28 protein-coding genes are annotated in these 25,429 nt (G+C 68.5%); 9 read left to right on the top strand and 19 right to left on the bottom strand.

The window, feature by feature from the left end:
* Complete coding sequence (locus OG558_RS25385) at positions 1–282, bottom strand: hypothetical protein (protein WP_329475119.1); 282 nt, start codon at positions 280–282, stop codon at positions 1–3.
* Between the two features lie 12 nt (positions 283–294).
* Positions 295–2,172, bottom strand: coding sequence for a hypothetical protein (locus OG558_RS25380; RefSeq protein WP_405065256.1), 1,878 nt, complete (start codon positions 2,170–2,172; stop codon positions 295–297).
* 142 nt (positions 2,173–2,314) lie between these two features.
* Here OG558_RS25380 and OG558_RS25375 point away from each other — a divergent pair, with 142 nt between their 5' ends.
* From OG558_RS25375 to OG558_RS25355, 5 genes are all read left to right on the top strand, one after another.
* On the top strand, positions 2,315–2,818 hold the full coding sequence (locus OG558_RS25375) for an ATP-binding protein (protein ID WP_405065255.1): 504 nt from the start codon (positions 2,315–2,317) through the stop codon (positions 2,816–2,818).
* Positions 2,819–2,882: 64 nt separating this feature from the next.
* Positions 2,883–4,112 carry an MFS transporter gene (locus OG558_RS25370; RefSeq protein ID WP_405065254.1) on the top strand — a complete coding sequence of 410 codons (1,230 nt, stop codon included), beginning with the start codon at positions 2,883–2,885 and terminating at the stop codon, positions 4,110–4,112.
* A 318-nt stretch (positions 4,113–4,430) separates the two neighbouring features.
* Positions 4,431–6,095, top strand: coding sequence for an ABC transporter ATP-binding protein (locus OG558_RS25365; protein WP_405065253.1), 1,665 nt, complete (start codon positions 4,431–4,433; stop codon positions 6,093–6,095).
* Positions 6,092–7,969 carry an ABC transporter ATP-binding protein gene (locus OG558_RS25360; RefSeq protein WP_405065252.1) on the top strand — a complete coding sequence of 626 codons (1,878 nt, stop codon included), beginning with the start codon at positions 6,092–6,094 and terminating at the stop codon, positions 7,967–7,969. Before OG558_RS25365 ends, OG558_RS25360 begins: the two co-directional genes overlap by 4 nt.
* Before the next feature lie 114 nt (positions 7,970–8,083).
* Entirely contained in the window at positions 8,084–9,253 is a 1,170-nt protein-coding gene (locus OG558_RS25355) for an AAA family ATPase (RefSeq protein WP_405065251.1), read from the top strand.
* A gap of 10 nt (positions 9,254–9,263) precedes the next feature.
* On the opposite strand, the gene OG558_RS25350 is transcribed toward OG558_RS25355, so the two are convergent.
* The 10 genes from OG558_RS25350 to OG558_RS25305 all read right to left on the bottom strand — a co-directional run bounded on the left by OG558_RS25350 (position 9,264) and on the right by OG558_RS25305 (position 16,768).
* Complete coding sequence (locus OG558_RS25350) at positions 9,264–10,112, bottom strand: hypothetical protein (RefSeq protein ID WP_405065250.1); 849 nt, start codon at positions 10,110–10,112, stop codon at positions 9,264–9,266.
* Positions 10,113–10,841 carry a CDP-alcohol phosphatidyltransferase family protein gene (locus tag OG558_RS25345; RefSeq protein ID WP_405065249.1) on the bottom strand — a complete coding sequence of 243 codons (729 nt, stop codon included), beginning with the start codon at positions 10,839–10,841 and terminating at the stop codon, positions 10,113–10,115.
* Between the two features lie 180 nt (positions 10,842–11,021).
* Positions 11,022–11,462 carry a nitroreductase family deazaflavin-dependent oxidoreductase gene (locus tag OG558_RS25340; protein WP_329475111.1) on the bottom strand — a complete coding sequence of 147 codons (441 nt, stop codon included), beginning with the start codon at positions 11,460–11,462 and terminating at the stop codon, positions 11,022–11,024.
* Positions 11,463–11,500: 38 nt separating this feature from the next.
* Positions 11,501–11,869, bottom strand: a complete 369-nt coding sequence (locus OG558_RS25335; RefSeq protein ID WP_405065248.1) for an ArsR/SmtB family transcription factor — start codon at positions 11,867–11,869, stop codon at positions 11,501–11,503.
* Positions 11,866–12,300, bottom strand: a complete 435-nt coding sequence (locus OG558_RS25330; protein ID WP_405065247.1) for an SRPBCC domain-containing protein — start codon at positions 12,298–12,300, stop codon at positions 11,866–11,868. The genes OG558_RS25335 and OG558_RS25330 overlap by 4 nt, the downstream gene beginning before the upstream one ends.
* Positions 12,301–12,351: 51 nt before the next feature.
* A complete protein-coding gene (locus OG558_RS25325; RefSeq protein WP_405065246.1) occupies positions 12,352–12,831 on the bottom strand; it encodes a hypothetical protein in 480 nt (159 codons plus the stop codon).
* Between the two features lie 11 nt (positions 12,832–12,842).
* On the bottom strand, positions 12,843–13,559 hold the full coding sequence (locus tag OG558_RS25320) for a class F sortase (protein ID WP_405065245.1): 717 nt from the start codon (positions 13,557–13,559) through the stop codon (positions 12,843–12,845).
* A 1-nt stretch (position 13,560) separates the two neighbouring features.
* Positions 13,561–14,529 carry a hypothetical protein gene (locus OG558_RS25315; RefSeq protein ID WP_405065244.1) on the bottom strand — a complete coding sequence of 323 codons (969 nt, stop codon included), beginning with the start codon at positions 14,527–14,529 and terminating at the stop codon, positions 13,561–13,563.
* A gap of 254 nt (positions 14,530–14,783) precedes the next feature.
* Positions 14,784–15,878: a PP2C family protein-serine/threonine phosphatase gene (locus OG558_RS25310; protein WP_405065243.1), complete on the bottom strand. Its 1,095-nt coding sequence runs from the start codon at positions 15,876–15,878 to the stop codon at positions 14,784–14,786.
* A 62-nt stretch (positions 15,879–15,940) separates the two neighbouring features.
* Positions 15,941–16,768 (bottom strand): Fpg/Nei family DNA glycosylase, encoded by an 828-nt coding sequence (locus tag OG558_RS25305; RefSeq protein ID WP_405065242.1) that lies wholly within the window; start codon positions 16,766–16,768, stop codon positions 15,941–15,943.
* A gap of 10 nt (positions 16,769–16,778) precedes the next feature.
* Here OG558_RS25305 and OG558_RS25300 point away from each other — a divergent pair, with 10 nt between their 5' ends.
* Positions 16,779–16,979 (top strand): hypothetical protein, encoded by a 201-nt coding sequence (locus tag OG558_RS25300; protein WP_329475102.1) that lies wholly within the window; start codon positions 16,779–16,781, stop codon positions 16,977–16,979.
* Here OG558_RS25300 and OG558_RS25295 read toward each other — a convergent pair.
* The 3 genes from OG558_RS25295 to OG558_RS25285 all read right to left on the bottom strand — a co-directional run bounded on the left by OG558_RS25295 (position 16,943) and on the right by OG558_RS25285 (position 18,946).
* Positions 16,943–17,410: a ribose-5-phosphate isomerase gene (locus OG558_RS25295; RefSeq protein WP_329475101.1), complete on the bottom strand. Its 468-nt coding sequence runs from the start codon at positions 17,408–17,410 to the stop codon at positions 16,943–16,945. The genes OG558_RS25300 and OG558_RS25295 overlap by 37 nt on opposite strands.
* Positions 17,411–17,430: 20 nt before the next feature.
* Positions 17,431–18,231 (bottom strand): hypothetical protein, encoded by an 801-nt coding sequence (locus tag OG558_RS25290; RefSeq protein ID WP_405065241.1) that lies wholly within the window; start codon positions 18,229–18,231, stop codon positions 17,431–17,433.
* Positions 18,232–18,331: 100 nt separating this feature from the next.
* Positions 18,332–18,946, bottom strand: a complete 615-nt coding sequence (locus OG558_RS25285) for a DsbA family protein (RefSeq protein ID WP_405065240.1) — start codon at positions 18,944–18,946, stop codon at positions 18,332–18,334.
* Positions 18,947–19,057: 111 nt separating this feature from the next.
* On the opposite strand from OG558_RS25285, the gene pepN reads away from it, so the two are divergent.
* Positions 19,058–21,631, top strand: coding sequence for an aminopeptidase N (gene pepN, locus OG558_RS25280; protein WP_405065239.1), 2,574 nt, complete (start codon positions 19,058–19,060; stop codon positions 21,629–21,631).
* Positions 21,632–21,712: 81 nt separating this feature from the next.
* Positions 21,713–22,243: a hypothetical protein gene (locus OG558_RS25275; RefSeq protein WP_405065238.1), complete on the top strand. Its 531-nt coding sequence runs from the start codon at positions 21,713–21,715 to the stop codon at positions 22,241–22,243.
* Here OG558_RS25275 and OG558_RS25270 read toward each other — a convergent pair.
* Positions 22,240–23,235: an aldo/keto reductase gene (locus OG558_RS25270; RefSeq protein WP_405065237.1), complete on the bottom strand. Its 996-nt coding sequence runs from the start codon at positions 23,233–23,235 to the stop codon at positions 22,240–22,242. The two genes, OG558_RS25275 and OG558_RS25270, sit on opposite strands and share 4 nt — an antisense overlap.
* A gap of 254 nt (positions 23,236–23,489) precedes the next feature.
* Here OG558_RS25270 and OG558_RS25265 point away from each other — a divergent pair, with 254 nt between their 5' ends.
* On the top strand, positions 23,490–24,194 hold the full coding sequence (locus tag OG558_RS25265; protein ID WP_405065236.1) for a hypothetical protein: 705 nt from the start codon (positions 23,490–23,492) through the stop codon (positions 24,192–24,194).
* On the opposite strand, the gene OG558_RS25260 is transcribed toward OG558_RS25265, so the two are convergent.
* From OG558_RS25260 to OG558_RS25250, 3 genes are read right to left on the bottom strand one after another with little or no spacing between them, the layout of a single operon-like run.
* The gene (locus OG558_RS25260) at positions 24,164–24,760 is read right to left on the bottom strand and encodes a GNAT family N-acetyltransferase (protein ID WP_405065235.1); all 597 of its coding nucleotides are present in this window, start codon (positions 24,758–24,760) and stop codon (positions 24,164–24,166) included. The two genes, OG558_RS25265 and OG558_RS25260, sit on opposite strands and share 31 nt — an antisense overlap.
* Complete coding sequence (locus OG558_RS25255; RefSeq protein WP_329475093.1) at positions 24,757–25,155, bottom strand: DUF5130 family protein; 399 nt, start codon at positions 25,153–25,155, stop codon at positions 24,757–24,759. The genes OG558_RS25260 and OG558_RS25255 overlap by 4 nt, the downstream gene beginning before the upstream one ends.
* Positions 25,142–25,423 carry a hypothetical protein gene (locus OG558_RS25250; RefSeq protein WP_329475092.1) on the bottom strand — a complete coding sequence of 94 codons (282 nt, stop codon included), beginning with the start codon at positions 25,421–25,423 and terminating at the stop codon, positions 25,142–25,144. Before OG558_RS25250 ends, OG558_RS25255 begins: the two co-directional genes overlap by 14 nt.
* Positions 25,424–25,429: the final 6 nt, after the last annotated feature.

The raw sequence follows: 25,429 nt of genomic DNA, 5'->3' as shown, positions 1-25,429 counted from the left end.
CTAGGAGTCGCTTGGAGGGACGACCGCCAGGGTGGATCGTCTACTCGGTGGCACGTCATCGTCGTCGTCCGCATCTGCGAAGACGATGGTGAAGTGGCCGCGGTGGATGGCGTCGGACTCGACTTCGCTTTCGAACGTGACCGCTATGACCTTGTCCATGCTGAGGGGAGCGTCCTCGGCGAGGGTGTTGGCGACATGCTGGAAGAGAGCCGTGAGCGACTGGTCTTCGGCGGCGGTGGGGAGGCCGATCGAGAAGTGCTTGCAGTCCCAGCCTGTAGACATTGGCCAGTCCTCTCAGTTCACGCGGAGGAAGGCTATGGCGTCGATGGTGGCGGGGGCGGTGCTGGTGGAGACGATCTTGACGGCGCCGGTGCGGAGCGGCGTGACGGGCAGGTAGGTGACGACGCGGGAGGTGGTGGTGGCGGCGAGGTTGACGGTGCCGACCTTGATGTTGGCGTGGTAGATGTCCACGCGGCCTTGGCCCGGGCCGTGGATGGCCACCAGGGCTATCCGAGCGGCGGCCTCGGTGGCCTTGGTGAGGTAGGCACCGTTCGCGCGAAGGATCGTGGTGGTCCCCTGGAACGCCAGGGTGCTGGTCGAACGGGTGACGGTGCCGGCGGAGGTCAGGGCACGGTCGTCCTGCGGCGCTACGGAGCAGAGCTGCGCCGACCACGCGGACAGGTTGCCGAGGTAGTCGCGGGACCGGACCATGAAGCACTCGTCCCAGCCGAGCCGTGGAGCCCAGGAGATCGATGTGATCTTGGTGTTCTGCCACGTGGCCGGATAGATCCACTTGCCCAGGGCAACACCCGGTGCGGCGACCTTGTAGACGACGTCGTACGACGCGATGTCCGTGTCGTCCTTGTAGGCCCACCGCACGGTCGCCGGCGATCCCAGCTGGACCCGGTCCCCGATCCGCCAGGTAACGAGCGACGGCGCCGTACCGTCGACCTCACTGCAGTACGACGCGGTCCACGCGCTCACGTTCGCCGCATAGTCGCGCGCCCGCACCTGCCAGCATGTGTCCGTGCCGATCGGAGCGTCCAGGCTCGCACCGGTCGTTTTGAGCCCTTGCCAAGCGGCCGGCTGGACCCACGCGCCGTACGCCGTGGTCCGGTTGGGCCTCTGCTGATAACGCAGGTCGTAGCTGTTGACGCCGGTCGCGGGCGAGTTCGGGTCCTGTGGGTCGGTGAAGGCCCACTCGAACGACAGGCTCGTGTTGTCCCGGATCCGGGCACCCGCGGACGCACTGGTCAGCACCGGAGCCACGGTGTCGCGATGCTGCTGCGGATCAGCGGCGAGCCAGCTCAGGCTGATCACGCGCGGCTTGCTGTCCGGATCGGCGTACACGATCTTCGTCGCGCCAGACCCGTCCGCACGGAAGCTGCCAGGCAAGCGGCTCGGGCCGTAGCGGCGCTGGCCGAGCGACTGGTCGTTGAGGTCGGTGACGAGCAGATCGGAGCCAGACGCCTGAACGGTGAAGCCGTTGCCGACCTGAGCGTCCGCGGCCACCGTCAGGTTCCGCGGAGCCTCCGGGCCTTTCACGTCGACCACCTGGTTGCAGCCGCTCAGCAGCGCCCAACGGCCGTTCACGCGATCCGGACCGACCGCGCACGCGCTCGCGACCAGGACTGTCTTCACAACACCTGTGGTCAGGTCCTTGCCGTCCAGATGGCCGGGCTCGGTCACCTTCCACACCGTGCTGTCGGCCATGGCGAACGGCGGTGCGTAGTCGGCCAGTTTGGTCTTCGTAGCGACCTCGTATACCTCGGCGGTGGCCGCGTTCGGCGCGCGGTGGGATACCAGCTTGCCGCCCTTGCCCAGCACGACCTCATCCGCCGCGGGGAACGTCAACCCGCCGACCGTCGCCGTACCGCCCGAGAAGGTGAGCAGTGAGGGCCCCTCCACCTGCAGCGGTTTGGTGTCGTTGGTCCCACCGGACGCCGTCCAAGTGGTGCCGTTGGTGCTCGTCTCGTAGACGGTGTGATCCTGCGGGTCCGACACGACCACCCGAGCCCCGGACATCCCCACGTCGGCGGCGGCGTGCCCCGGGACCAGCGTGCCCTCCCCCAGGTGCACAGGCGGGTCGGCCGCCATCACCTGACTCGCCGCCAGCGGCACTAATACGACGGCGCACGCAACCGCGGCCACCTTGACCCGAAGACCCAGCACAAGAAACCCCCCACTACGCGCTTACGACACCGGCCGCACCCTAGCCAGTAACCACCAGTAACGGAAGCCGCCCCCGAAAACCACCTGACACGGCCGGCGGTCGAAGAGGATCCTGAAGGGCTGGCCACGACGGAAGGAACAGATGCAGGCGGGGATCACGGTATCGGCGGCAGAGCTGCCCGAAGTGCTGCTGCACGTGGCTGTCGTACGCCCGGTCTTCCTCTGGGGCGCACCAGGGATCGGGAAGAGCAGTCTGGTACGCGCGTTCGCCGACTCGCTCGGTCTGGAGTGTGTGACCCTGCTCGGGACCCAGCTCGCGCCGGAGGACCTGATCGGCGTACCGCAGATCGTGGACGGGCGCAGCCGCTTCGCACCGCCGGTAGCGATCGCAAGGGACGAGCCGTACTGCCTGTTCCTTGACGAGCTGAACGCATCATCCGCAGAAGTGCAGAAGGCGTTCTACTCGCTCATCCTGGACCGCCGGATCGGTGAGTACGAGCTCCCCGAGGGGTCCGTCGTCATCGGCGCCGGCAACCGCGCGACCGACAACGCACTGGCCCGCCCGATGGCGAGTGCACTGGTCAACCGGCTCGTGCACGTCCACCTGCCCTTCACCGCGAGGGGTCCGGTGTTTCGCGTGCAGTGAACACGCTCCGCCGCGGGCGAACAGCCGTAGTCGAGTGACTCTGGTGAGTGACAGGTTCCTAGGCATGGCATGGGTCGTGAGAGGCGAGTTCCGCAAGCTATGGCTCGGACAGCTGGTGTCAGCGTCCGGCAGCGCCATCACTACGGTCGCCCTGCCACTCGTAGCCGTCGTCACCTTGCAGGCATCGCCGGTGCAGATGGGAGCGTTGGCTGCGTTGACCATCGCACCGCATCTGGTCTTCGGACTACTGGCCGGCGTCTGGGTGGACAGGTGGTCGCTGCGTCGTGTGCTGATCTGGACGGACATCGGACGGCTGGTGTTGCTCAGCTCCGTCCCGGTGGCCGCGGCTCTCGACTCCTTGCGGATCGAGCAGCTGTACGTGGTCGCCGTACTGACCGGAGTGCTCACGTTGCTCTCCGACACGGCCTCCCAGACGCTCACCCCGTCCCTCGTGCCGCGCGAGGACCTCATGCGGGCGAACAGCGCGGCCCTGCTGAACCTCAACCTCGCCTCCACGGTCGGTCCATCCATGGCCGGGTTTCTGGTGCAGGTGCTGAGTGCGCCGTTCGCGATCATCGTCGACGCGGCGTCGTACGTGGTGTCCGCGGTGGCGTCGTACCTGATCCGTGAGCCGGCCCGAGCGCCGGTGCCCGAGCGGTCCGAGGTTCGGCTGTCGGCCGGGCTGCGGGTGATCTTCGGTGATCGGGTGCTCACGCCACTCGCCATCTCAGCCGCAGTCGCGGCGACGGCCGGCGCGATGCAGGGGCCGTTGATCGTGCTCTACCTGATCCGGGGGCTGCACCGGTCGGCGACGTTCGTCGGGGTCACACTCACCGCCTTCGGAGTGGCTGCGGTGCTCGGGACGTTCGTCGCCAGTGCGTGGTGCCGCCGGGTGGGCATCGGGCGCGCATACGTCTCGGGGGTATTCCTGGCCTCCCTGTCCGGCGCCGCGCTGTTCACCGGGCTCATCCCGCTGATCCTGCTCGGCCAGGCCCTCGCCGGCCTCGGCATGTCGCTGTTCGGCGTCCCCCAACGCACCCTGCGCCAATACCTCACCCCACCCCACCTGATCGGTCAGGTCACCGCCACCTGGCGCACCCTGGTCATCGGCGGCCAGGCCTTCGGCGCCGCCGCCTCCGGCCTCCTCGCCTCCGCGATCGGCATCCGTCCGACCCTCCTGGTGGCCACCGCCGGCATGCTCCTCGGCGTCCTGATCGCCCTCCTCTCCCCGCTCCGCAGCTTCCACACCCTGCCGGCCGATCCATCCAGCCGACGATCGATGGCGCGGGAGTGATTGCGGAACGCAATGACTGCGACACCGGTCGCCGCGTGGGCGTGGAGTTGGTCATTGCAACAAGTGGTAATTCATCGGCGGGGAATGGAATTCGGGGGACAAGCGCTTACCTAGTGAGCGATACTGGAAAGTGCGCCGTTTTCCGGTCGCGAGCCCCTTGAACCGAGCATGATGGGAAGTGCGCCCGTCCAGATGCCCTCAGAGCACCCTGCCCACGCGCCGTCGATCGCTGCCCCTACCAACCGAGCCCCCGAACGCAGCCGCAATCTCTGGCGGCTCCGCCCCTATCTCCGGCCACACCGTTGGCGCCTTGCGGTGATGTTCTCCACCGCCATGCTGGGCGTCGCGGTCAGCCTCACCGTTCCCCTTGTCACCCGGGCCATCATCGACGGTCCGGTCACCCAACACGAGCTGAGCCTGCTGGTCCCGCTCGCCCTGCTGGCCCTCGGGCTGAGCATCGCCGAGGTCCTGCTGGTCTGGGCTCGCCGGTGGGCCCAGTCCCGTGCCGTCAGCGACCTCGAGGCGGCCCTCAGGCAAGATTTGTACATCCGGCTGCAGTCGCTGCCGATGGAGTTCCACACCCGCTGGCAGAGCGGTCAGCTGCTGTCCCGGGTCACCACGGACCTGTCCATCATCCGGCGCTTCATGGGCTTCGGCCTGCTGTTCCTGGTGATGAACATCCTCCAACTGGTCGTGGTGACGATCCTGCTGCTGCGGTTGTACTGGCCGCTCGGCGTGGTCGTCCTGCTGGCCGCGGCGCCGATCATCCTGGTCTCACTGAAGTTCGAGCGGAAGTACCTGCTGATCTCCCGCAAGGTCCAGGATCAGCAAGGTGACCTGGCCACCCGGATCGAGGAGTCGGCGCTCGGCTTCCGGGTGATCAAGGCGTTCGGCCGGCGGGCGCACGTCCAGGGTCAGTTCGACGACGAGGCGATCAACCTCTACGACACCTCGGTGGACAAGGTCCGGCTGTCATCCCGGTTCTGGAGCTTCCTCGGCGTGATCCCGAACCTGACCCTGGTGATCGTGCTGCTGCTCGGTGCGCTCGCCGTCGGCCGGGAGGCGATCACGCTCGGCACACTGGTCGCGTTCATCACCCTGATGCTGTCGCTGATCTGGCCGGTCACGTCACTCGGCGGGATCCTCGCGATGGCTCAGGAGGCGATGACGGCGGCCGACCGGATCAGCGAGATCCTCGACACGCACTCGGTCATCCAGTCCGGCTCCGAGGACCTGGTGAACTCCCACGGCCACCTGCGCTTCGAGCACGTCGGCTTCCGGTTCTCAGCCGACTCACCCGAGATCCTGCACGACATCAACCTCGACCTGACCCCGGGTACGACGCTCGCCCTGGTCGGCGCGACCGGATCCGGCAAGACCACCCTCACCGCTCTGGTCCCCCGCCTGTACGACGTAACCGCCGGGCGGATCACCATCGACGGGCACGACCTCCGGGACCTGAGCCTGACCTCGTTGCGGACCGCGGTCGCGTCCGCGTTCGACGACCCGACACTGTTCTCGATGAGTGTCCGGGAGAACCTGACCCTCGGTCGGCCGGACGCCAGCGAGGCCGACGTCCAGCAGGCCCTTCAGGTGGCTCAGGCCGAGTTCGCCAACGACCTGCCCTGGGGCCTGGAGACCCGGGTCGGTGAGCAGGGCATGTCGCTGTCCGGTGGTCAACGGCAGCGGCTCGCACTCGCCCGGGCAGTACTCGCCAAGCCGGCCGTCCTCGTGCTCGACGACACGCTCTCCGCGCTCGACGTGCACACCGAGGCGTTGGTCGAGGAGGCGCTGCGCAATGTGCTCGCCGACACCACCGGCATCGTGGTCGCGCACCGCGCGTCGACCGTGATGCTGGCCGACAAGGTGGCCCTCCTCCAGGGCGGCACAGTCACCCACGTCGGTACCCATCAGGAGTTGCTCGCGGAAGTTCCGGCGTACCGGCAACTGCTCGCAGCCGAAGAAGAGGAGGTGCACGCATGACGACGACCCAGCAAACACCTCCCGAAGACGAGACGCGGGACAACGAGCAGGAGGCCCCGGAGCAGTCGTGGCGGGGAGTCTTCGAGGACGACCCCGACCGGGAGTTGTCGAGGGCAACGACCGTTCGGCTCAAGGAGGACTCCCGCAAGCTGCTCGGTGAGCTGCTCCGCCCGCACCAGAAGATGATCTGGCTGCTGGTGGTGATCGTCGTGGTCGAGAACGCCGCCCGCCTCGCGATCCCCTACCTGGTCCACCTCGGCATCGACAACGGCATTCCGCCGATCCTGGCCGGCGAGGGGTCGCGGCAACTCATCACGGTCGTGGCTGTCGTGCTGGCGATGGCCCTGCTGCAGGCGTGGGCACGGCAGCTGTTCCTGATGCGGTCCGGCAAGCTCGGCCAGACCATCCTGCTCGGTCTGCGCCGCCGGGTGTTCGACCACTTCCAGCGGCTCAGCCCGTCGTTCCACGACAAGTTCACGTCCGGCAGGGTGATCTCGCGGCTGACGTCCGACGTCGGCGTGATCGACGAGATGCTGGCGACTGGCTTCGACGGTCTGGTCACGGCTCTGCTGACCCTGATCGGTACGTCGATCCTGCTGCTCGTGCTGGACGTCAAGCTCGGTCTGCTCGCGCTGCTGTCGTTCCCCGCGCTGCTCGTGCTGACCGCATGGTTCCGGAAGCGGTCGGCCGTCGTGTACCGGCAGACCCGCGAGGCCGTCGTACTCGTCATCGTGCACTTCGTCGAGTCGATGACCGGGATCCGCGCGGTGCAGGCGTTCCGCCGCGAGCCGCGCAACGAGGAGATCTTCCACGGCGTCAACGACAAGTACCGGAAGGCGAACCTGGAGTCGTTCCAGCTGAACGCGATCTTCATGCCGTCGATCAAGGGTGTCGGCAACATCACCATCGTCGCGATCCTGGCGTACGGCGGTTACCAGGCCTACCACGGTCACGTCACGGTCGGCGTACTGACCGCGTTCCTGCTCTACCTGCGGCAGTTCTTCGAGCCGCTGCAGGACATCACGCAGTTCTACAACACCTTCCTGTCCGCGAGTGCAGCGCTGGAGAAGCTGTCCGGCGTCCTCAACGAGACGCCCGACGTACCGGAACCGCTCGAGCCGGCCAAGCCGGGCCGCGCCCGAGGTCACCTGGAACTGCGGAACGTCGAGTTCCAGTACGTCGACGGCGTCAAGGTACTGCCCGGCCTCCAGCTCGACGTTCCGGCCGGTCAGACCCTCGCCCTCGTCGGTACGACGGGAGCCGGCAAGACCACGATCGCCAAGCTGGTGGCGCGGTTCTACGACCCGACCGGCGGCCACGTGCTGCTCGACGGCGTGGACCTGCGGGACCTCACCGAGGACGATCTGCGCGAGCGGGTCGTGATGGTGACGCAGGAGAACTTCCTGTTCACCGGGTCGGTCGCCGACAACATCCGGTTCGGCAAGCCCGGCGCGACGCTGGACGAGGTGGTCGAGGCGGCCAAGGTGATCGGCGCGCACGACTTCATCATGGCGCTGCCGAACGGGTACGAGACCGCGGTGGAGAAGCGCGGCAGCCGGTTGTCCGCGGGACAGCGCCAGCTGGTCGCGTTCGCCCGGGCGTTCCTCGCGGATCCCGCCGTACTGATCCTGGACGAGGCGACGTCGAGCCTGGACATCCCCAGCGAGCGGCTGATCCAGCGCGCGCTGCGGACCATCCTGGCCGACCGTACAGCGATCGTCATCGCCCACCGGTTGTCCACGGTCGAGACGGCCGACCGGGTCATCGTCCTCGAATACGGCCGCATCATCGAGGACGGCGCCCCCGACAGCCTCGTCACCACCAACGGCCACTACGCCGGCCTGCACCAAGCCTGGGAAGACTCCCTGGCCTGACCTCAACGTGGTCGCGGGCGCGTGGGGTTCGTTCTTCCCCACGCGCCCCGTCCCCGGCCGCGTGCCAGTCTGATCGGCTCGGTTGTGTCCGACCAGGTGGGTAGCGTGGCCGTCATGCTGACCACGCTGGCGGTGGAGAACTACCGGTCGTTGCGACGGGTCGTGATGCCGCTGCGCGGGCTGAACGTGGTGACCGGAGCGAACGGGACCGGCAAATCCAGCCTGTATCGGGCGCTCCGGCTGCTCGCGGATGCCTCGCGGAACGGCGCAGTCGCCGCCCTCGCTCGCGAAGGCGGCCTGCAGTCGACGCTGTGGGCCGGCCCGGAACATGTCCGCAAAGACCGCCCGATCCAAGGCACCGTGCGGACTGGTCCGGTGGCACTGCGGATGGGTTTCGCGTCCGACGACTACGGCTACGCGGTCGACTTCGGGATGCCGGTGCCGACGCTCGGCGTGCGTGGTGAGCCCTCAGCGTTCAATCTCGACCCCGAGATCAAGCGGGAGTCGCTCTGGGCCGGGCCGTTCCTGCGACCTGCTGCTCTGTTGATGGAGCGAGGAGGCGGTGGAGCGCGCATCCGGGATGACGGCGGCCGGTGGCAGGACGGCGGGCATGTGCTGCAGCCGTTCGACAGCATGCTCAGCGAGTTCGCCGATCCGCAGCGCGCGCCGGAGTTGCTCGCGCTGCGCGAGCGGATGCGGGCCTGGCGGTTCTACGATCACCTGCGCACCGACGCGGACGCTCCGGCCCGCCGAGCACAGATCGGCACCCGGACGCCCATCCTCGGCCCGGAGGGTGGCGATCTCGCCGCCGCACTCCAGACGATCCGGGAGATCGGCTCGAAGGGCGCCCTCGACGACGCGATCGAGCTCGCGTTCCCGGGCAGCAGGGTGGAGATCGTCAACGCCGGCGGCCGATTCGAGCTCGCCTTCCGGCAGCACGGTTTGCTCCGGCCGTTGTCGGGCGCCGAGTTGTCGGACGGGACGCTCCGATACCTGCTCTGGGTGGCGGCGCTGCTGACTCCACGACCGCCGGAGCTTCTGGTGCTCAACGAGCCCGAGACGAGCCTGCATCCGGATCTCCTGCCCGCGTTGGCAAACCTCGTCATCACCGCGGCCAAGGAGGCTCAAGTTATAGTCGTCACCCACTCCCGCCCGTTCGTCGCCTCCCTCGAAGCACTCGCCGACGACGTCCACACCATCGAGCTGATCAAAGACCACGGCGCCACCACGATCGCCGACCAACGTCCCCTCGACGAACCACCCTGGAAGTGGGCCTCGCGTTAGGCCGCGTGGGCTAGGTGGGTTGGGGGTCCTTGACTGATTCGAAGCGGACCAGGATCAGGGAGCCGACGGCCGAGAGGGCGAAGCCGGCTATTGCGCCGGGCCACCAGCCGGCGCGGACGGCGTCGTCGAGGACGAAGACGCCGACGATGGCCGGCGTGATGGTTTGGAGGGAGATCATCGGCGTGGTTGCCAGCGTCACCGAGCCGCGTTGCAGCGCCAGCGAGTACAAGAGGAAGGCCAGCGCGCCACTGATCGGCAAGGTGTACGCCGTGGGGCTGCGGAGCAACTCGCCGATCGAGCCGTCCTGCAGGAGCCGCGCCGAGATCGCGACGCCGGCGTACCCGAGTCCGGCGAGCATCCCGAGCAGAGCTGTGGAGACGCCGTGCTGGGAGCGGCTCGCGAGGGCGCCGAGGGTGGCGATGGTGATGAGGCCGATGACGAGGCCGACGGTCAGCCCGTGATGCTGGGCGCTGTCCCCCGCCGAACCCGCAGATACCGCCAGCAGCCCGAGGCCGACGCAGACTGCGATCACGGCAGACCATTCGAGCGCACTGAGCTGATCCGACATCAAGCGGGTGGCGAGCAGAGCGGTCACGACCAGGCTGGCCGCGATGCCGGCTTGGGCGAGGTAGAGCGGAAGGAGGCGCAGGGCAACGAAGTGCAGTCCGAAGCCGGCCAGATTCAGCACCAGGGCGCCGACGAACGCGGGCTGTCTGAGCAGCGCCGCCACGAACCCACCGAGTCGCCGCGGATCCAGCTCCGACTCGGTCGGGACCTTGCGCGAGCCGACCGCCTGCAGAATCGAGGCGACGCCGAACAGCACCGCGGCACCGAGCGCCGCGCCGAGACCTAGGACCACTCAGGCGACCTTGCGCCGAGGCACCCAGAACGTCAGGTACAAGCTGAGGACTCCGTAGTACAGGAGGTAGGCCAGCGAGACCGCGACCACGATCGCGTTCGGGTCAGGCATCTGCGTGAGGAGTACGGCGTACGACGCGAGCCAGATCGCGGTCGTGATCAGGTTCATCGTCCGGAACGCCTTGGTCCGCGAGGGGTAGACGTACTTCACCGGAATGAAGACCAGCACCGAGCAGACGACCAGGATCACGCCGGTGGCGAACGGGCTGAGGCTGAGGACCACGACGTAGAATGCGACCACGTTCCAGTAACTGGGGAAGCCCAGGAAGAAGTGGTCGTCGGTCTTCGCGTCGACCCGGCAGAACTGGTAGCTGGAGGCAAGCAACGGCAACGCCGCCAGCACCGCGCCCCACGCTCCGTTGGGTAGGTAGTCCCCGGTCCAGAGCAGCACGATCGGGGCGAACGCGTAGGTCAGGTAGTCGACGATGTTGTCCAGCATCGCGCCGTCGAACCACGGGATGGTCTCCTTCACCCGCAGCCGGCGGGCGAGCATCCCGTCCGTCCCGTCGATCACCAGGGCCGCGAGGCCGAGCCAGAGTGCGCGGACGGCGTCCCCGTCGATGGCGGCGATGACGATCAGCAGCGCGAGCACCGTTCCGCTCGCGGTATAGGCATGCAGTGCCAGTCCGGCCAGACGCAACCGCGTCGACCCGACGAACGGTTCCTGCACCGCGTCGTGTGTGGTCAGGACGACTCCCAGAACTCCGTCGACGCAACGCGCCGGGCCGGATCCATTCGACCCCGCCGTCGCCAGCGTCTCACAGGCCTGGGCCCGACCCCGCGACCGGTCGTCGTCCCACGCCGGATCTGTGCGCGGTCTTAACCCGGCCGCGCACTCCTGGTCGAACGCTTACTTGACCGGGTCGAGCAGAAACAGCGGGATCTTCCGGGTGGTCTTGGTCTGGTAGTCCGCGTACGGCGGGTAGGCGGCGACGGACCGCTGCCACCACTCGTCGTACTCCGCGCCCTCGATCTCGCGGGCGACGTACTCCCTGGTCACGTCACCGTCCTGGAGAGTGAGCTTCGGGTCGGCCTTCAGGTTGTAGTACCAGACCGGGTGCTTCGGCGCACCGCCGAGCGACGCGACCGCGGCGTACACACCGTGGTGCTCGACCCGCATCAGCGGGACCTTCCGGATCTTGCCGGACCTGGCACCACGCATGCTCAGCAGCACCACCGGCAGTCCGATGATGTCGGCGACGTCGGTGGTCCCGGCGTCCTCGATCTTCTCGACCATGGTGCGAACCCAGTCGGTCGGGCTCGGGGCGTACTCGTCAGTGTTCGAGGTCATAGCACCAAGTGTAATGGTGACGCGTCAACATCAACAATTCATGGCGTGTCGGGAGTCGTCGCGATCTCCTGGATGATCTTGAGGCGGCCGTCCCAGGCAGCGGCGACGTCCGCTATCCAGGCCGCGGTCGCCGTCAGCGCCGTAGGCCGCAGCTCGAAGCGGACCTCGCGGCCCTCGCGGCGACTGTCGACCAGGCCGGCTTCGCGCAGAACGGCGAGATGCTGCACGACGGCCTGTCTGGTGACCGGGAGCTCGCCCGCGAGCGAGGTCGCGGTCCGCCCACCGCCGGCGGCCAGCAACTCGACCACGATCCGGCGGGTGGGATCGCCCAGCGCCTCGAGCACCCCGTCGACACGGACGACGGCGCTCCCGGCATCGGCAGACGAGGGCTTCCCACCGGTTGTCACAGCGTCGGCGCCAACTCCGTCAGCGCCGCGAGCGCACTGTCCCACCCCCGCGCGGACTCCTCGGCCCGCCTGACCTGCTCATCCGGCGACACTTCCAGCCGCTCGAACCCCGACTCCACCACCCGCAACCGAGTCCCCTCACCCTCGGGCGTCAGTGTGAACTCCACGAGGTTCGAGTTCCCCGGCGCGGGCTCCACGCCCGGCTCGACGGCGTACCGATAGGCGAACCGCCGCCCCGGCTCGACCTTCTCGACGAAGCCGAGATACTCCCCGTGCTCGTCCCACCGCATCACCAGCCGCCCACCCGGCCGCAGATCGATCTCCGCCCCACCGAACGCGTACCACCGGGCGAAGCCCTCTGGCTGAGCCACCGCCGCCCACACGACCTCCGGCCGCGCCTCGACGTACACCTCACGCTCCACGCTCTCCATGCCCACCACCCTGCCAACTCCAGAGTTGATGTGCAAGTCGCCGCTTGCACCTCAAGGAGCGCAGGACTGGAGCTGGGTGGCAGTGGCGATGGTGGCCTCGATCCAGCGACGGCGCAGGAAATGGCCCTTGAGGAGCCGATGGACCCCGTCGAGGACAACCAGGCGGCCGCGGTACGCGACCAGGTTGATCGGGTGATCGAGATCGGCATCCATCACCCGCTGGTAGTGGGCGCGGAAGTTCATCGGAGTCGCGGCAACCTGGTTCGGGGTGACCTTGAAGCGTTCGCCGTCCAGCTGCCACAGCGGCAGGTCGAACATCCAGACCAGATCCGCGATCTCGACCGGTTCGACCTTCAGGTCGAGCGCCCACAGCTTCTCCAGCTGCCACCTGGCCGGCGGGAACACTTCGCGGATCGCGTCCGGCATCAGCGCGACCAGTTCCTCGAACGACACCTCCGGCGCCCCTCGATCCCCCTCCGCCGCCGTGGACACCGCCTGGTCGAGGGAGTCGCCCAACCGATCGATCGTCACGACCGAGCAGGCTACGCCATCGGCTGGGCGACCACGACCACGTTGCTGAGGTACACCTCGCCGTTCCAGTCCTCACACGTGACCAGCACAAGCCGGCCGCGGACACTCTGATCGAACAATTGCGCCGCACGCTTGGCGAGGGTGGCTTTCCGGTACGTCGCCACCGTCGCGACCCGGTAGCGCAACGAACCGCGGACCGTCGACACCGCCACCACGGATCCCGGCTCGAGCTTGTCGAGATTGTCGAACGCTCCTCCCCCGTCATGCACCGTGTGCCCGGTGATGATGGCCGAGCCGCGCACGGCACCAGGCTGAGCACCGGCCGTCCACCAGCCGACGGTCGATGGATCGGACGGCGGGGTGAGGGCGCCACCGGCGGCCTTGATGCCGACCACCGGCGCGACCACGTCCAACTGTGGGATGGCGATCCAGTTCGGCCGGCCCGGACCCGTCGCCGGGCGTCGGGCTGACGGCGAGGTGGCGCCGGTCGACGGTGCGCCGGTCGAGGCCGTCGTACGGCGTGGCGTGGTGCCGGCCGGGGCTCGACCGGCCGATGCCTTCGTCGAAGGCCTGGTATCGGAGGGTGGCGAGCCCGGCGACGACGAGGCGCCGGCGCGGTCGCCATACTGCAGGTATGCGCCGACGGCAATGACGCACACTCCTGCCAGCGCGACCGCCCCACTCCACCGCAGTGGAGCCGGGCGGCCGCGACGTCGGGCGAAGCTCACGTCAGACGCTGTGCCTTCCACGTCGCCGGAGTGCGACGACCGCTCCACCGGCCAGCATCAATCCACCGGCGGCCAGCAGCAGACCGCCGGCCAGACTGAACGGACTGTTGCCACCCGCAAGCGAATTTGTGCCACCGCCGCCACCCTCGCCGGCGTTGACCTCTGTCGGCACGCCAGGCGTCGGCGAGGTCGACTCCGACGGTACGACGGATGCGGGCGTCGATGTGGTCGCCGACGGCGAAGTCTCCGACGGCGTACCGCTCGGGGTGCCCGGCGGGGTCGCCGGAGGCGTGGCAGGCGGAGTCGCCGGCGTCGTGGCAGGCGGAGTCGCCGGCGTCGTGGGCGACGTAGTCGGCGGGCTGGTCGGCGACGTGGGCGGGGTGGTGGGCCGGATGGTCGGCGACGTGGGCGGGGTGGTGGGCGGGGTGGTGGAACCGTTGCAGCCCTCGACCCAGAACACCTTGTGCTTCTTGGTGGCGCCGATCGAGCCAGGCGCGTCCACGGTGAGCTTCACGTGGTAGCCCTGCTGCGGCTGCGGCTGACCCGTGAACGTCAGGGTGTACGTCTCCTTGGCGTCCAGGTCGGTGCCGCCGCCGGCCGCGTCCTCGCCGATGAACGGGTGCAGGTTGCCGGACGCCACCTTCAGGCCGGCGTCCGCGGTCGGCGCCTGGTCCTCGAACGTCACGGTGGCGAAGTAGTTGTCGTTCTGGTCGTAGTTGTAGAACTCGACCACGAACGAGCAGCCTTGGTGCGGGTTGTTGTCCGGAGGGCCACTCTGGATATCCACGCCCTCGATCTTGACGGTGCCGTTGTTGCCTGGCGGGTTGCCTGTGTGGCCGTCGGCCACAACCGACTGGTCGGCGCTGGCCGCCGGTGCGAGTGCGAGAGCCGCGGCTCCCAGCATCAGCGAAAGCGTTCCTGCCGCGGCGACGAAACCCGCGGCCCGGGAGCGCACACCCGTGTGGGACATGTCCATCCTTGAGCGGTTGAGAATGATCCATTAGAACTACGGGGGCGCGGTTGCCGCCGTCAACAACGCCCGGTAACGATTGGCTGCGCAAAGGCGGTCGATCGTGCCCGAGCCTGTGGACAACTGCCGAGCACGCGTTTCCCGGTGACTCCGCAGTCACCGAAGGTGCTCGAGTGCTGACCAAGAGCGCCCGGCGTCGTCAATGGAGTCGCCAAGCGGCGTCAACAGCTCCTGACAACGGCGGACTAGTTGCCTCAGGCATGCGCCATGCGGTGGATGATGACGATCGCCGAGTCGTCTCCGGGGCCGCCGGCGGATGCGACGAGCTCGGCTGCACCGCCCTGGAAACCCTGTGCCACAAGGCGTTCCGCGTGCCCGACGAGGCGGTCGGTGCCGCGACCGATGTCACGTCGCGGGGTCTCGACCATGCCGTCGCTGTACAGGAAGAGCGCGTCGCCCAGCTTCAGCTGCCCATGGTTGGCCGGGAACTCCGGCGCCTCCATCAACCCGAGCAACGGCCCGTCCGCGTCCCGCGTCTGCCACCGCCCCGACCAGGCGTCGAAGTGGATCGCCGGCGGATGTCCGGCCGTGCGTACGTCGAACTCGCCGGTCTGCATGTCGATCACGACATGGACGACCGTGGCGAAGTCGTCGTCCCAGTCCTGCCGGCGGATGTAGCGGTTCGCCGACGGCAGGAACTCCTCGACCGGTACGACGCCGAGCAGTCCACCGAACGCACCCGACAACAACAGTGCCCGCGTCCCCGCGTCGATTCCCTTGCCCGAGACATCGACCAGCGCGACCTCGAGCAGATCACCGCGGGTCGTCGACACCACGAAGTCGCCGGAGAACGACGACCCACCGGCGGACTGGATCGCCACGTCGACCAGCCAGCCGGCCGGCAGGTCCGGCAACTCGCCCTGCGCGGTGAGGATGTCGCGCAGCTCCATCAGCATCGACTCGCCACGGGTGCCCGGCACCCCGAGCCGGCTGCGTACCTTCGCGCTGGTGAGCATGATCCAGCCGACGATCACGAGGACCAGCACGAAGCCGACCCGTGGCAGCGTCGGTCCGCGTGACAGGACGACGTCCGCGCCGAACGTCACCGTGATCACGGTGAGCGCCACCAGCTCCCGGAACCTCAGCAGCAGGCCGCCGACCACCAGCGGGATGATCAGCAAGGAGGGCGGCACGGAGGTCTGCCAGACGAGACCGGAGACGGCGATGGCGATCGACGTCAGCGTCAGCACGACGAAGGCGAGCCGATGCGACCGGCGGGCACGCCTCCCCAGCGACTCGACCCGGCGGCCGATTCGTCGTACCTCAGCGAGACCGCCGCTCGTCCTCATGGTGTGAAGAAGATACGGCACTACCTGGTCCGCGCATCAATCCGTAACCCAACTGATGAATGTCAGCTCTTGCGAGTGAGACCGGTTCGCTGGCATTTGGGGCACCAGAACAAGTTGCGCCCGGCCAGGATCTCGGTCCGGATCACCGACTGGCAGACGTAGCACCGCTGTCCCTGCCGCCGGTACACGTAGACCTCGCCACCATGATCGTCGCGGCGCGGGTCACGGCCCATGGCCTCCGGGGTGTGATCGTCCGTCACTGTGTCGATCCGGCCGGTCTCGACGCCGTACTTCATCAGCTGGAGCAGGTCGTCCCACATGCCCTGCCACTCACGTTTCTTGACCAGGTGCCCCGGCGTCATCGGGTGCAGCTTCGCCCGGAACAGCACTTCGGCCCGGTAGACGTTGCCGACGCCGCTCAGCACCTCCTGGTCCATCAGCAGCCGGCCGATCGGCAGCTTGCTGCGATGGATCCGCTTCCACGCCAGCTCGGGGTCCGCGTCGTCACGTAGCGGATCCGGGCCGAGCCGGGCGATCAGGCTCTCGCGTTCACCGTCGGTCAGCACCTCGACCACGGTCGCTCCGCGCAGATCGGCGTACGACGTGGCGTTCTGCAGACGGAGGCGGACCTGGCCGACCGGTTCGGGCACCGGCGCCGGAAAGATGTCCATCTTGCCGATCAGGCCGAGGTGGATGTGCAGCCAGCCGGCGCCCTCGAAGTCGGCGAGGAAGTGCTTGCCGTGCGCCTCGGTCTGGCGCAGCACGTGTCCGTTCAGCAGCGCGGCGCCGTCGACGAACCGGCCCTGCGGGCTGGTCGCCAGCACCGGACGGCCGCCGAACGCGTCCCAGACGTCGTTCGCCAGCCGGTGCAGGGTGTGACCTTCAGGCATGATTCCTCATATGGGGATAACTGGTGGAGCCAAGGGCCGGAGTGGTCCACCCACTCCGGCGGTGGTCGGCATCGGCCGGTCGATGCGGGCCCGGGACGTCTCCCGCCCGCGCCAGCCGGTCAACCGCCGGCCGGTGCAACCGAAGAAGGACGCGGACACCGACAAGCCGGAGGGTCAGGAGACCGGCGGGAGCTCGCCGGTCGACTCGTAGGCCGACAGCATGTCGATCCGGCGGGTGTGCCGCTCCTCGCCGGAGTACTCGGTGGCCAGGAACGTGTCGACGAACCCGGTCGCCTCCGCCGCGGAGTGCATCCGTGCCCCGACGCTGATCACGTTGGCATTGTTGTGCTCGCGGCCTAGCCGTGCGGTGTCGGTGCTCCAGGCCAGGATCGCCCGGACCCCCTCCACCTTGTTGGCGGCGATCTGCTCACCGTTCCCCGAGCCACCGATCACGATGCCGAGGCTGCCCGGCTCCTGGATCACCGCCTCACCGGTCCGCAGGCAGTACGGCGGGTAGTCGTCGACGGCGTCGTACACGGCCGGGCCGTGGTCCTCGACGTCGTGCCCGGCAGCTGTGAGGTGCTGGACCAGGTGGTTCTTCAGTTCGAAGCCGGCATGGTCGGAGCCGATGTGCACTCGCATGGCCAGAAGTGTTGCATCTCCTACCGACGGTCCGGCACGCCGGGCACGGTCAGCGCCGCGGTCAGCCGGGTGACCTCCGCGTAGGCCTTCTCGTACTCCGTTCCCGCCGGATGCAGCGTGAACACGGCCACGATGCTCCGGTCGTCCAGCCCGACGGTCCCAGTGGTGTGCAGGGCCTCGCTGACCAGGTCCACCGGCACGTCCGTCGGCTTGGCCTTGTCGGAGCGATAGCCACTCGAGCCTTGGAAACCGGACCAGCCCTGTTTGATGCTGAAGTCCCGTTCGAAGACCGATGCGATCCCGAAGTACTGGTCGAAGCCGTCGGTGCCGTGACGGGTCGGCCGGTGCAGCAGATCCATCACGTACTCGCGCACCGGCGACGGAGCCTGGTCGAGGATGTACCGATAGATCCGGACCGTGTCTGCGGCCGTGATAGCGACGTACCCCCAGAAGCCCGGATGGGTGGCCGGCGGGCCGGCCGTGTGGGTCAGGCCGAGCCGGGCCACCATCCGGTCGACGATCGCCGCGCCGCCGAGGTGGTCCCAGTAGTAGCTCGCGGCGTGGTCATCACTGCTGCGCAGCATCACCTCGAGCCGGGTCCGGTCCGCGGCCGGCACGGCGTACGCCGGACCGCGGTCCCAGAGGAAGTCGAGCACGATCAGTAGCTTCACCACGGACGCCGACCGGAACCGATGATCGGCGTTCACCTGCTGCACGAACTGCCCGGTCCGGCGGTCGAACACGGCGATGCCGGCCGTCACTCCCGGAGGTACGGCGACATCGTCCGCACCGAGTGCGGGCAGTTCATCACGCAGGGTCATCTGAAACCTACCCACCACTTGACGGATTCCTTGGTGAGCAACCTTCACCGGCCCGGACGGCGGAATTCAAGCCCTGAACCACAGACCGAAGGGCACGCCCCTAGTCGAAGATCGGGCCGCGATCCCGGGTGCGCTTGATCTCGAAGAAGCCTTCGGTGCCGGCGACCAGGCGGACGCCGTCCCAGAGCTTGCCGGCCGCCTCGCCCTTCGGTGCGGGCGTCACGACCGGACCGAAGAACGCCGTGCCCTCGACCGAGATGACCGGCGTGCCGACCTCCATGCCGACCAGGTCCATGCCGGCGTGGTGCGACTTCTTCAGCGCGTCGTCGTACTTGTCGGACTTGGCGGCCTCGATCAGCGACGCCGGCAGACCGACCTCCTCGAGCGCCTCCTTGACCACGTCGCCCTTGCCGTCGCCGATGCCGCGGCCGGCGACATGGATCCGCTGACCGAGCGCGGTGTAGAGCGGCAGCAGCACCTCGTTGCCGTGCGCCTGCTCGGCAGCGATCAGCACCCGGACCGGACCCCACAGGTTGCGCAGGTTCTGCTTGTACTTCTCGTCCAGGTTGTCGCGTCCATCATTCAGGACGGCCAGGCTCATCACGTGCCAGGTCGTCGTCACATCTCTCACTTGCTCGACCTCGAGCATCCAGCGAGAGGTCATCCAGGCCCAGGGGCAGGCCGGGTCGAACCAGAAATCGGCAGAGGCAGTCATGTTCCCAATCATACAAAGTTGAAGAATCGTAGGTACCGGCTTGGTATCCAATACCCACTGTCGAGGGGAAACCCTCAGCCAAGCCGACTGCCAGGTGCATAGGATGCCGACATGCCTGGAACCAACCTGACGCGCGACGAGGCGCGTACCCGTGCCGGCGTGGTCAGCGACGTCAGCTACTCGATCGAGCTGGACCTGACCGCCGCCCCGAGCGGCGCGCCCAACTTCCCGTCCGTGACCACCGTCACGTTCGCGGCCGAGGCCGGCGCGAGCACCTTCGCCGACCTGATCGCCGACAAGATCCGCGAGGTGACGCTGAACGGCAGGGCGCTGGATCCGGACACGGTGTACGACGGCGCCCGCATCCAGCTGGACGGGCTGGCCGAACGCAACGAGCTCCGGGTGGTCGCCGACTGCCTGTACTCGCGCACCGGCGAGGGACTGCACCGATCGGTCGACCCGGCCGACAAGGAGACCTACCTCTACACGCAGTTCGAGGTGCCGGACGCCCGCCGGGTGTTCACCACCTTCGAGCAGCCGAACCTCAAGGCCCCTTTCACCTTCACCGTGTCCGCACCGGCCCGCTGGGTCGTCATCTCGAACGCACCGACTCCCGAGCCCACGCCGTACGCCGGTGAGAACGGTGAGGAGCTGGCCCGGTGGGAGTTCCCGCCGACCGAGCGGATCTCGACGTACATCACCGCTGTGGTGGCCGGGCCGTACCACGTGGTCACGGACACCTACGAAGGTGCACACGGGTCCTACCCGCTGTCGCTGCTGTGCCGTCCGTCGCTGAAGGAGGCGCTGGACGTCGACGACCTGTTCGAGGTGACCAAGCAGGGCTTCGAGCTGTTCGAGAGCGCGTTCGGTACGCCGTACCCGTTCCACAAGTACGCCCAGGCGTTCGTGCCCGAGTACAACATGGGCGCGATGGAGAACGCGGGCTGCGTGACGCTCCGGGACGAGTACCTGTTCCGCAGCCGCACCACCCACGCGGAGATGGAAGCCCGCGCCAACACCGTGCTGCACGAGCTGGCGCACATGTGGTTCGGCGACCTGGTCACGATGACCTGGTGGGACGACCTGTGGCTGAACGAGTCCTTCGCCGAGTGGGCCAGCCACTGGGCGCAGGCGGTCGCCACGACCAAGTACGCCGGGGCCTGGACGACGTTCTGCAACGCCCGGAAGAACTGGGCCTACCGGCAGGACCAGCTGCCCTCGACGCACCCGATCGCGGCCGACATGGTCGACTTCCACGCGGTCGAGGTGAACTTCGACGGCATCACCTACGCCAAGGGCGCATCCACGCTGCGGCAGCTGGTCGCGTTCGTCGGTGAGGACACCTTCATCACCGCGCTGAAGGAGTACTTCGCCGACCACGCGTTCGGCAACACCGAGCTGACCGACCTGCTCAAGCCGCTGGAGAAGGCGTCCGGTCGCGACCTGGACGACTGGACCGAGCGCTGGCTGCGGACCGCCGGCGTCAACACGCTGCGGGCCGACTTCGCCGTCGACTCCTCCGGTGCCTTCACGTCGTTCGCGATCGAGCAGACCGCGACCGAGAAGTTCCCGGTCCTGCGGCCGCACCGGCTCGCCGTCGGGCTGTACGGCCGTACCGACGAGGGCCTGGTCCGGACCGAGCGGTTCGAGGTGGACATCGACGGGCCGCGCACCGAGCTGCCCGAGCTCACCGGCGCCTCCCAGCCGGACCTGGTGCTGCTGAACGACGACGACCTCACCTACGCCAAGATCCGGCTCGACGAGCGCTCCCGGGCGACCCTGGTCGAGTCGATCGACCAGCTGACGGAATCGTTGCCCAGGGCCTTGGCCTGGGGCGCGGCCTGGGACATGACCCGGGACGCGGAGATGCCGGCCAGCCAGTACGTCGGCATCGTGCTGCGCGGGATCCGGGCCGAGACCGACCTGACCGGCGTACGGTCCCTGCTCGGGCAGGCGACCAGCGCGATCAACCTGTACTCCGCGCCCGCCAACCGGCCGGCCCTGCGGGCACAGTTCGAGGCGGCGGTGGCGGGCCTGCTCGCCGACGCCGAGCCGGGCAGTGACCACCAGCTCGCGTTCGCCCGCGCGTACAGCTCGGCGGTGTTCTCCGCGGCCGGCGCCGACCGGCTCGTCGCCTGGTTGGACGACCGCGAGCTGCCACCAGGTCTGGTCGTCGACACCGATCTGCGCTGGACGCTGATCGTGGCGCTCTCCCGGCTCGGCCGGATCGGCGCCGCCGAGATCGACGACGAGCTGACCCTGGACACCACGATCACCGGACAGGAGCGGGCCGCACAGGCCCGCGCCGCCCGGCCGACCGCCGAGGCCAAGGAAGAGGCCTGGCGGATCGCGGTGGAGTCCGAGGACACCCCGAACGAGACGCAGTTCCGGACCATCCTCGGCTTCCAGCAGCCGGGCCAGGAGGACCTGCTGCGGCCGTACGTCGGGAAGTACCTGAACGCGGCCAAGGACGTGTACTCGCGCCTCGGCTCGTCGATGGGTGAGAACGTGCTGGTCTACCTGTCGCCGCGCAACCTCGCGGACCAGGCGGCGCTGGACGCCCTGACCGATTGGCTGGCCACGGAGTCCTCGTCGGTGGACGCGCCGACCCTGCGTTACGTCACCGAGGCGCAGGCCGACCTCACCCGGGCGATCGCCGCCCAGGCGCAGGACACCGTCGCCTGAGCTTGTCCAACCACTGCCGGTCTCAGTTATGCCTGAGACCGGCAGTGTCGCGTTGAGCCCAAGTGCGGTAAGACTGGGTCGGTGCCTGCCTCTGATCCCGCCTTGGCCGGTGCGGCAGCTGTTGCGCTGACCGGACTGGCAGGGGCGTACCGACCCCGCCCTGTCACTCCGCTGATGCCGTGGCGCTATCCGCACCGCCTGGTGAAGCCCTACATCATCACTGCTCGCGGACGGCACTGGGACGACCAGATGGTCGAGGTCGCCCGCGCCACCGCGACCCGGCAGCTCGAGTTCGACGACGCGATGGGGGCGGTCGGACTGGCCGTAGTCGTACTGCATCTCGGCGACGACGGCATCTATCTGGTCGTGCAGAGCTGGGCGAAGGACTTCCAGTCCCGCCTCAGCATCTTCAGCGGGATGGACGTCGACGACCTGCGCCCGGCCCCGATCGGTGCGGCCCCCTGCGTGTGGGAACTCGAGGTGCTCAGCCACGAGCGGACGGCGTACGTCGGGCACATCCTCGGCGCGGGTGTCGACGTCGACGCCTGGCTGGACGACGCCCTCGACACCCGGCCGCACCCCAAGTACGACGGCATCCCCTCCGGGACCTAGTCGTTGTGTCCGGCTGCGTCGAGCCGCTGCCGCTGATCCTCGCTCAACTCGAGCTCGGCCGCGGCCAGGCTCTCGTCGAGCTGGGCCACCGACGACGCACCGACCAGCGGGATGATCGGCAGCTCGCCGCCCATCAGCCACGCGAGGACCACTTGATTCGCCGTAGCGCCCGTCTCCCGGACGACCTGGTCCAGCACGACCCGGCGGGCCCGGGTGCCGGCGTGATCGTAAAGGGCCTCGAGCGGTTTGTCGGCGCGAACATAGCCGCCACTGAGCAATGGCGTGTACGCGACCAGGGTCAGGCCGGGCTCCGCGCGCAGATAGCTGAGCAGCTGCCCGTCCACCACGCCGATGCTCCCGTCGCGCGAACGGAGTCCGCCCTCGTCAGTCCGTGCCCGGAAGTAGGTGTGGTGATGCTGGAGCACCTCACACCCCGGCAAACCGGCCGCAGCGGCCATCGTCCGGGCGCGTTCGATCTGCCAGGACCAGAAGTTGCTCAGGCCGACCATCCCGACCGTCCCGTCGGCCACCAGGGTGCCGAACGCCTCGACCTGTTCCTCCAGGGGTACGGCGGGATCCGGGACGTGGGCGTAGTACACGTCGATGCGGTCGCGGCCCAGTTGCTCCAGACTCCGGGCCACGGATTCCTTGATGACGCCGGGCGAGAGACCTTCGAGGTCCTCCGTGAGCTGGGTTGCCGGACGCGGCGGGCGTCCGCCGACCTTGGTCGCGATCGTGAGCTCGTCGCCGATCCCCCGGCTGCGGAGCCAGCGGCCGAGTAACTGCTCGCTCTCCCCACCCTGGGTGCCGTTGATCCAGAACGCGTAGTTGTTGGACGTGTCGATGAAGGTCCCGCCCGATTCGACGTACCGATCGAGGATCGCGTACGACGTCGACTCGTCGGTGACCGTGCCCATCAGCATCGCGCCGAGGGCGATCTGGCTCACCCTGCGACGACGAATGGGGTCTGTTCCGATCGTCAGATAGCGCATGCAGCCAGCGAACCAACTAGAGCGCTGTCTAGGTCAAGGACATCGCCGCGGGCATCGGACAGTGATAGCGCGAATGCTGCCGGTGAGGGTCAAACGATTGCTCGTCTGCTCATGGTGATGGGGCGATTGCGGGCCGCGATTCCCTTGCAGGGAAAGAGATTCTCACCACCTGAAGAGGACTCACTTCTTCGTTCGCTCGGTTTAAGCTGCACGCGAACCATCCGCACAGGGAATCTTGGGGAGGGGCCCTTGCCGTGACTGTGGATCACCGAAGGCCGCCCGCCCGGGTCGCTCGGAGACAACAGAAGTCTGCCGCCCGCCGTGACGATGCCCCGCCGCGGCGCCCGCGGAAGGTTCAGCGCTCGCACAGCGCGGTCGGTGCGGCGATCGTGGCCGCCGCCGCGCTGGTGGCGGTATTCGGGTTCATCCTGACCAACGGGTCGTCGTCGGCGCCCACGGACGACGGCTTGCGGCTGGGCGACGTACCCGCGGGTGGAGCGGCGGCCCCGGCCGCACCCGTGGCGGGTGACGACGCGAGCACCACGAAGGCGGATCGCAAACCGCCGGCGACGTCCACGGCGCCGACGACCGTCCCGAAGACGAGTGCACCGCCGGTGAACACCGGCGCGGATTCGCCGGCGTTCAAGCGTGGCCAATGGATCGTCCAGATCGACAAGTACCCGACCGACGCCGGCATGGACGCGGACCAGGTCGCGAAGGCCCTCGCCACCAGGCTGATCAAGGCGGGCGTACCGGCCAAGGCGATGCTGGTCAACGGGCAGTACCCGGGGATCGCGAACAGCAGCATGGAGCCGGTCACCGACACCTGGCTGGTCTACCTCGGTCCCGGCACCTCGTCGGAGCAGATGCTCAACCTGTGCTCGGCGCCGAAGACACAGAGCGCCTACCAGAGCTCGGCCTGCCCGACCTACGAGCCCGCAGTCGCTCCGGGGCACTGACCCACTGGGTCTGTCGCCAGCCGCGAGTGCAGGTGCGAGTCGTGCCGCTCCCCGGTCGGCTCGAGGTAGTAGTCGCGCATGGTGCCCTCGAGCTGGAAGCCGGCCCGTACGGCGACGCGGCAGGAGCCCTCGTTGATCAGTGCGTGGTCCAGCGACAACCTGTGCAGTCTGAGACCATCCGGCGCGAAGGCCCAGCGGGCGGCCGCGTCGAGTGCGCGGGCTGCGAGCCTGCGACCGCGGGCGGCCGGGCTGACCCAGTACGCGACGACAGCCTGATCCGGGACTCGGTTCACGTCGCGGACCGACACGGTGGCGAGCACGTAGTCGGTCGCGGCGTCGGCGACGGCGAAGACCGCGCTACCGCGAGCCCAGCCGTCGATGCGCGGCTCCAGCCACTTCCGTGCCCGCTGATCCGCGGGCGTGCGGATGACCGCCGTACCCGCGGTCCAGCGGAGGATGTCCGGATCCCGCAGCGCCTCGGCCACCGCAGCCTCGTCGCGGGCCACGAAGGGGCGCAGTACGACGTCGTCCAGCTCGATGCGGTGTGGCTGCAGGATCTGGGTCACTGCTGGTGTGGCTCGTTGGCGTGCAGCAGCGGCGCCTGGTGCGCGTGCTCGCCCAGCTGCTGAACGCCGGTGACCAGACCGCCGGTGAGGTCACCGGTCGCGAACGACGTCTGCATGGTCAGTGCGGCCAGTCCGGCCGAGCTGTCCGAGAGCTGCCGCCGCGCCAGGGAGCCGGTGACGATCTCCAGCCGGCGTCCGGCCGGGTCGACATACACCAGGACGCTGTGGTCGGGGTCGTCGAGCTCGTTCAGCAGCTCGATGGCGAACGGACGGGTCTCCTCGTCGGCACCACCGACGTACACCGAGAAGTGCAGGCCGGAGACCTCCTCGGCGTGCCGGACCGCGCGCTCGAGGTCGTAGAGCTGGTCCGGCGTGAATGCGTCACCAGCTGGCACTTGCGCCTCCGGTCGTGCGGGCGACGCCGGTGCCGGCGGTCGCGGTGGTCCCCGGCGCGCCGGGCAGCTCGGGCAGGTTGGCCGGGTCGGGCTTGGTCGCGACCGGACCGTTGATCCAGACCGGCGGAGCCCACCAGGACAGACCCGGACGGTAACGCGGCCCGTGCGCGATCGACGGCGCGAACACCAGCAGCGCCACCACCGCGACGACCAGTAGGGGGATACCGACGAACACCAGCACGGTGTGGCCGGACAACTCAGCAATCACACCGCG

It is taken from the genome of Kribbella sp. NBC_01510 (genome assembly GCF_045040325.1).
Lineage (GTDB): Bacteria > Actinomycetota > Actinomycetes > Propionibacteriales > Kribbellaceae > Kribbella.
This window is presented reverse-complemented; position numbering and strand designations above follow the sequence as displayed.

Bases quoted from the DNA above. Each gene is read 5' to 3' on its own strand.
- OG558_RS25360 (WP_405065252.1), top strand. From the start codon at position 6,092: ATGACGACGACCCAGCAAACACCTCCCGAAGACGAGACGCGGGACAAC.
- OG558_RS25300 (WP_329475102.1), top strand. From the start codon at position 16,779: ATGGGGATAACTGGTGGAGCCAAGGGCCGGAGTGGTCCACCCACTCCG.
- OG558_RS25270 (WP_405065237.1), bottom strand. From the start codon at position 23,235: ATGCGCTATCTGACGATCGGAACAGACCCCATTCGTCGTCGCAGGGTG.
- OG558_RS25330 (WP_405065247.1), bottom strand. From the start codon at position 12,300: ATGGAGAGCGTGGAGCGTGAGGTGTACGTCGAGGCGCGGCCGGAGGTC.
- OG558_RS25365 (WP_405065253.1), top strand. From the start codon at position 4,431: ATGTTCTCCACCGCCATGCTGGGCGTCGCGGTCAGCCTCACCGTTCCC.
- OG558_RS25305 (WP_405065242.1), bottom strand. From the start codon at position 16,768: ATGCCTGAAGGTCACACCCTGCACCGGCTGGCGAACGACGTCTGGGAC.
- OG558_RS25285 (WP_405065240.1), bottom strand. From the start codon at position 18,946: ATGACTGCCTCTGCCGATTTCTGGTTCGACCCGGCCTGCCCCTGGGCC.
- OG558_RS25295 (WP_329475101.1), bottom strand. From the start codon at position 17,410: ATGCGAGTGCACATCGGCTCCGACCATGCCGGCTTCGAACTGAAGAAC.
- OG558_RS25385 (WP_329475119.1), bottom strand. From the start codon at position 282: ATGTCTACAGGCTGGGACTGCAAGCACTTCTCGATCGGCCTCCCCACC.
- OG558_RS25315 (WP_405065244.1), bottom strand. From the start codon at position 14,529: ATGTCCCACACGGGTGTGCGCTCCCGGGCCGCGGGTTTCGTCGCCGCG.
- OG558_RS25290 (WP_405065241.1), bottom strand. From the start codon at position 18,231: ATGACCCTGCGTGATGAACTGCCCGCACTCGGTGCGGACGATGTCGCC.
- OG558_RS25370 (WP_405065254.1), top strand. From the start codon at position 2,883: ATGGCATGGGTCGTGAGAGGCGAGTTCCGCAAGCTATGGCTCGGACAG.
- OG558_RS25375 (WP_405065255.1), top strand. From the start codon at position 2,315: ATGCAGGCGGGGATCACGGTATCGGCGGCAGAGCTGCCCGAAGTGCTG.
- OG558_RS25340 (WP_329475111.1), bottom strand. From the start codon at position 11,462: ATGACCTCGAACACTGACGAGTACGCCCCGAGCCCGACCGACTGGGTT.
- pepN (WP_405065239.1), top strand. From the start codon at position 19,058: ATGCCTGGAACCAACCTGACGCGCGACGAGGCGCGTACCCGTGCCGGC.
- OG558_RS25310 (WP_405065243.1), bottom strand. From the start codon at position 15,878: ATGAGGACGAGCGGCGGTCTCGCTGAGGTACGACGAATCGGCCGCCGG.
- OG558_RS25355 (WP_405065251.1), top strand. From the start codon at position 8,084: ATGCTGACCACGCTGGCGGTGGAGAACTACCGGTCGTTGCGACGGGTC.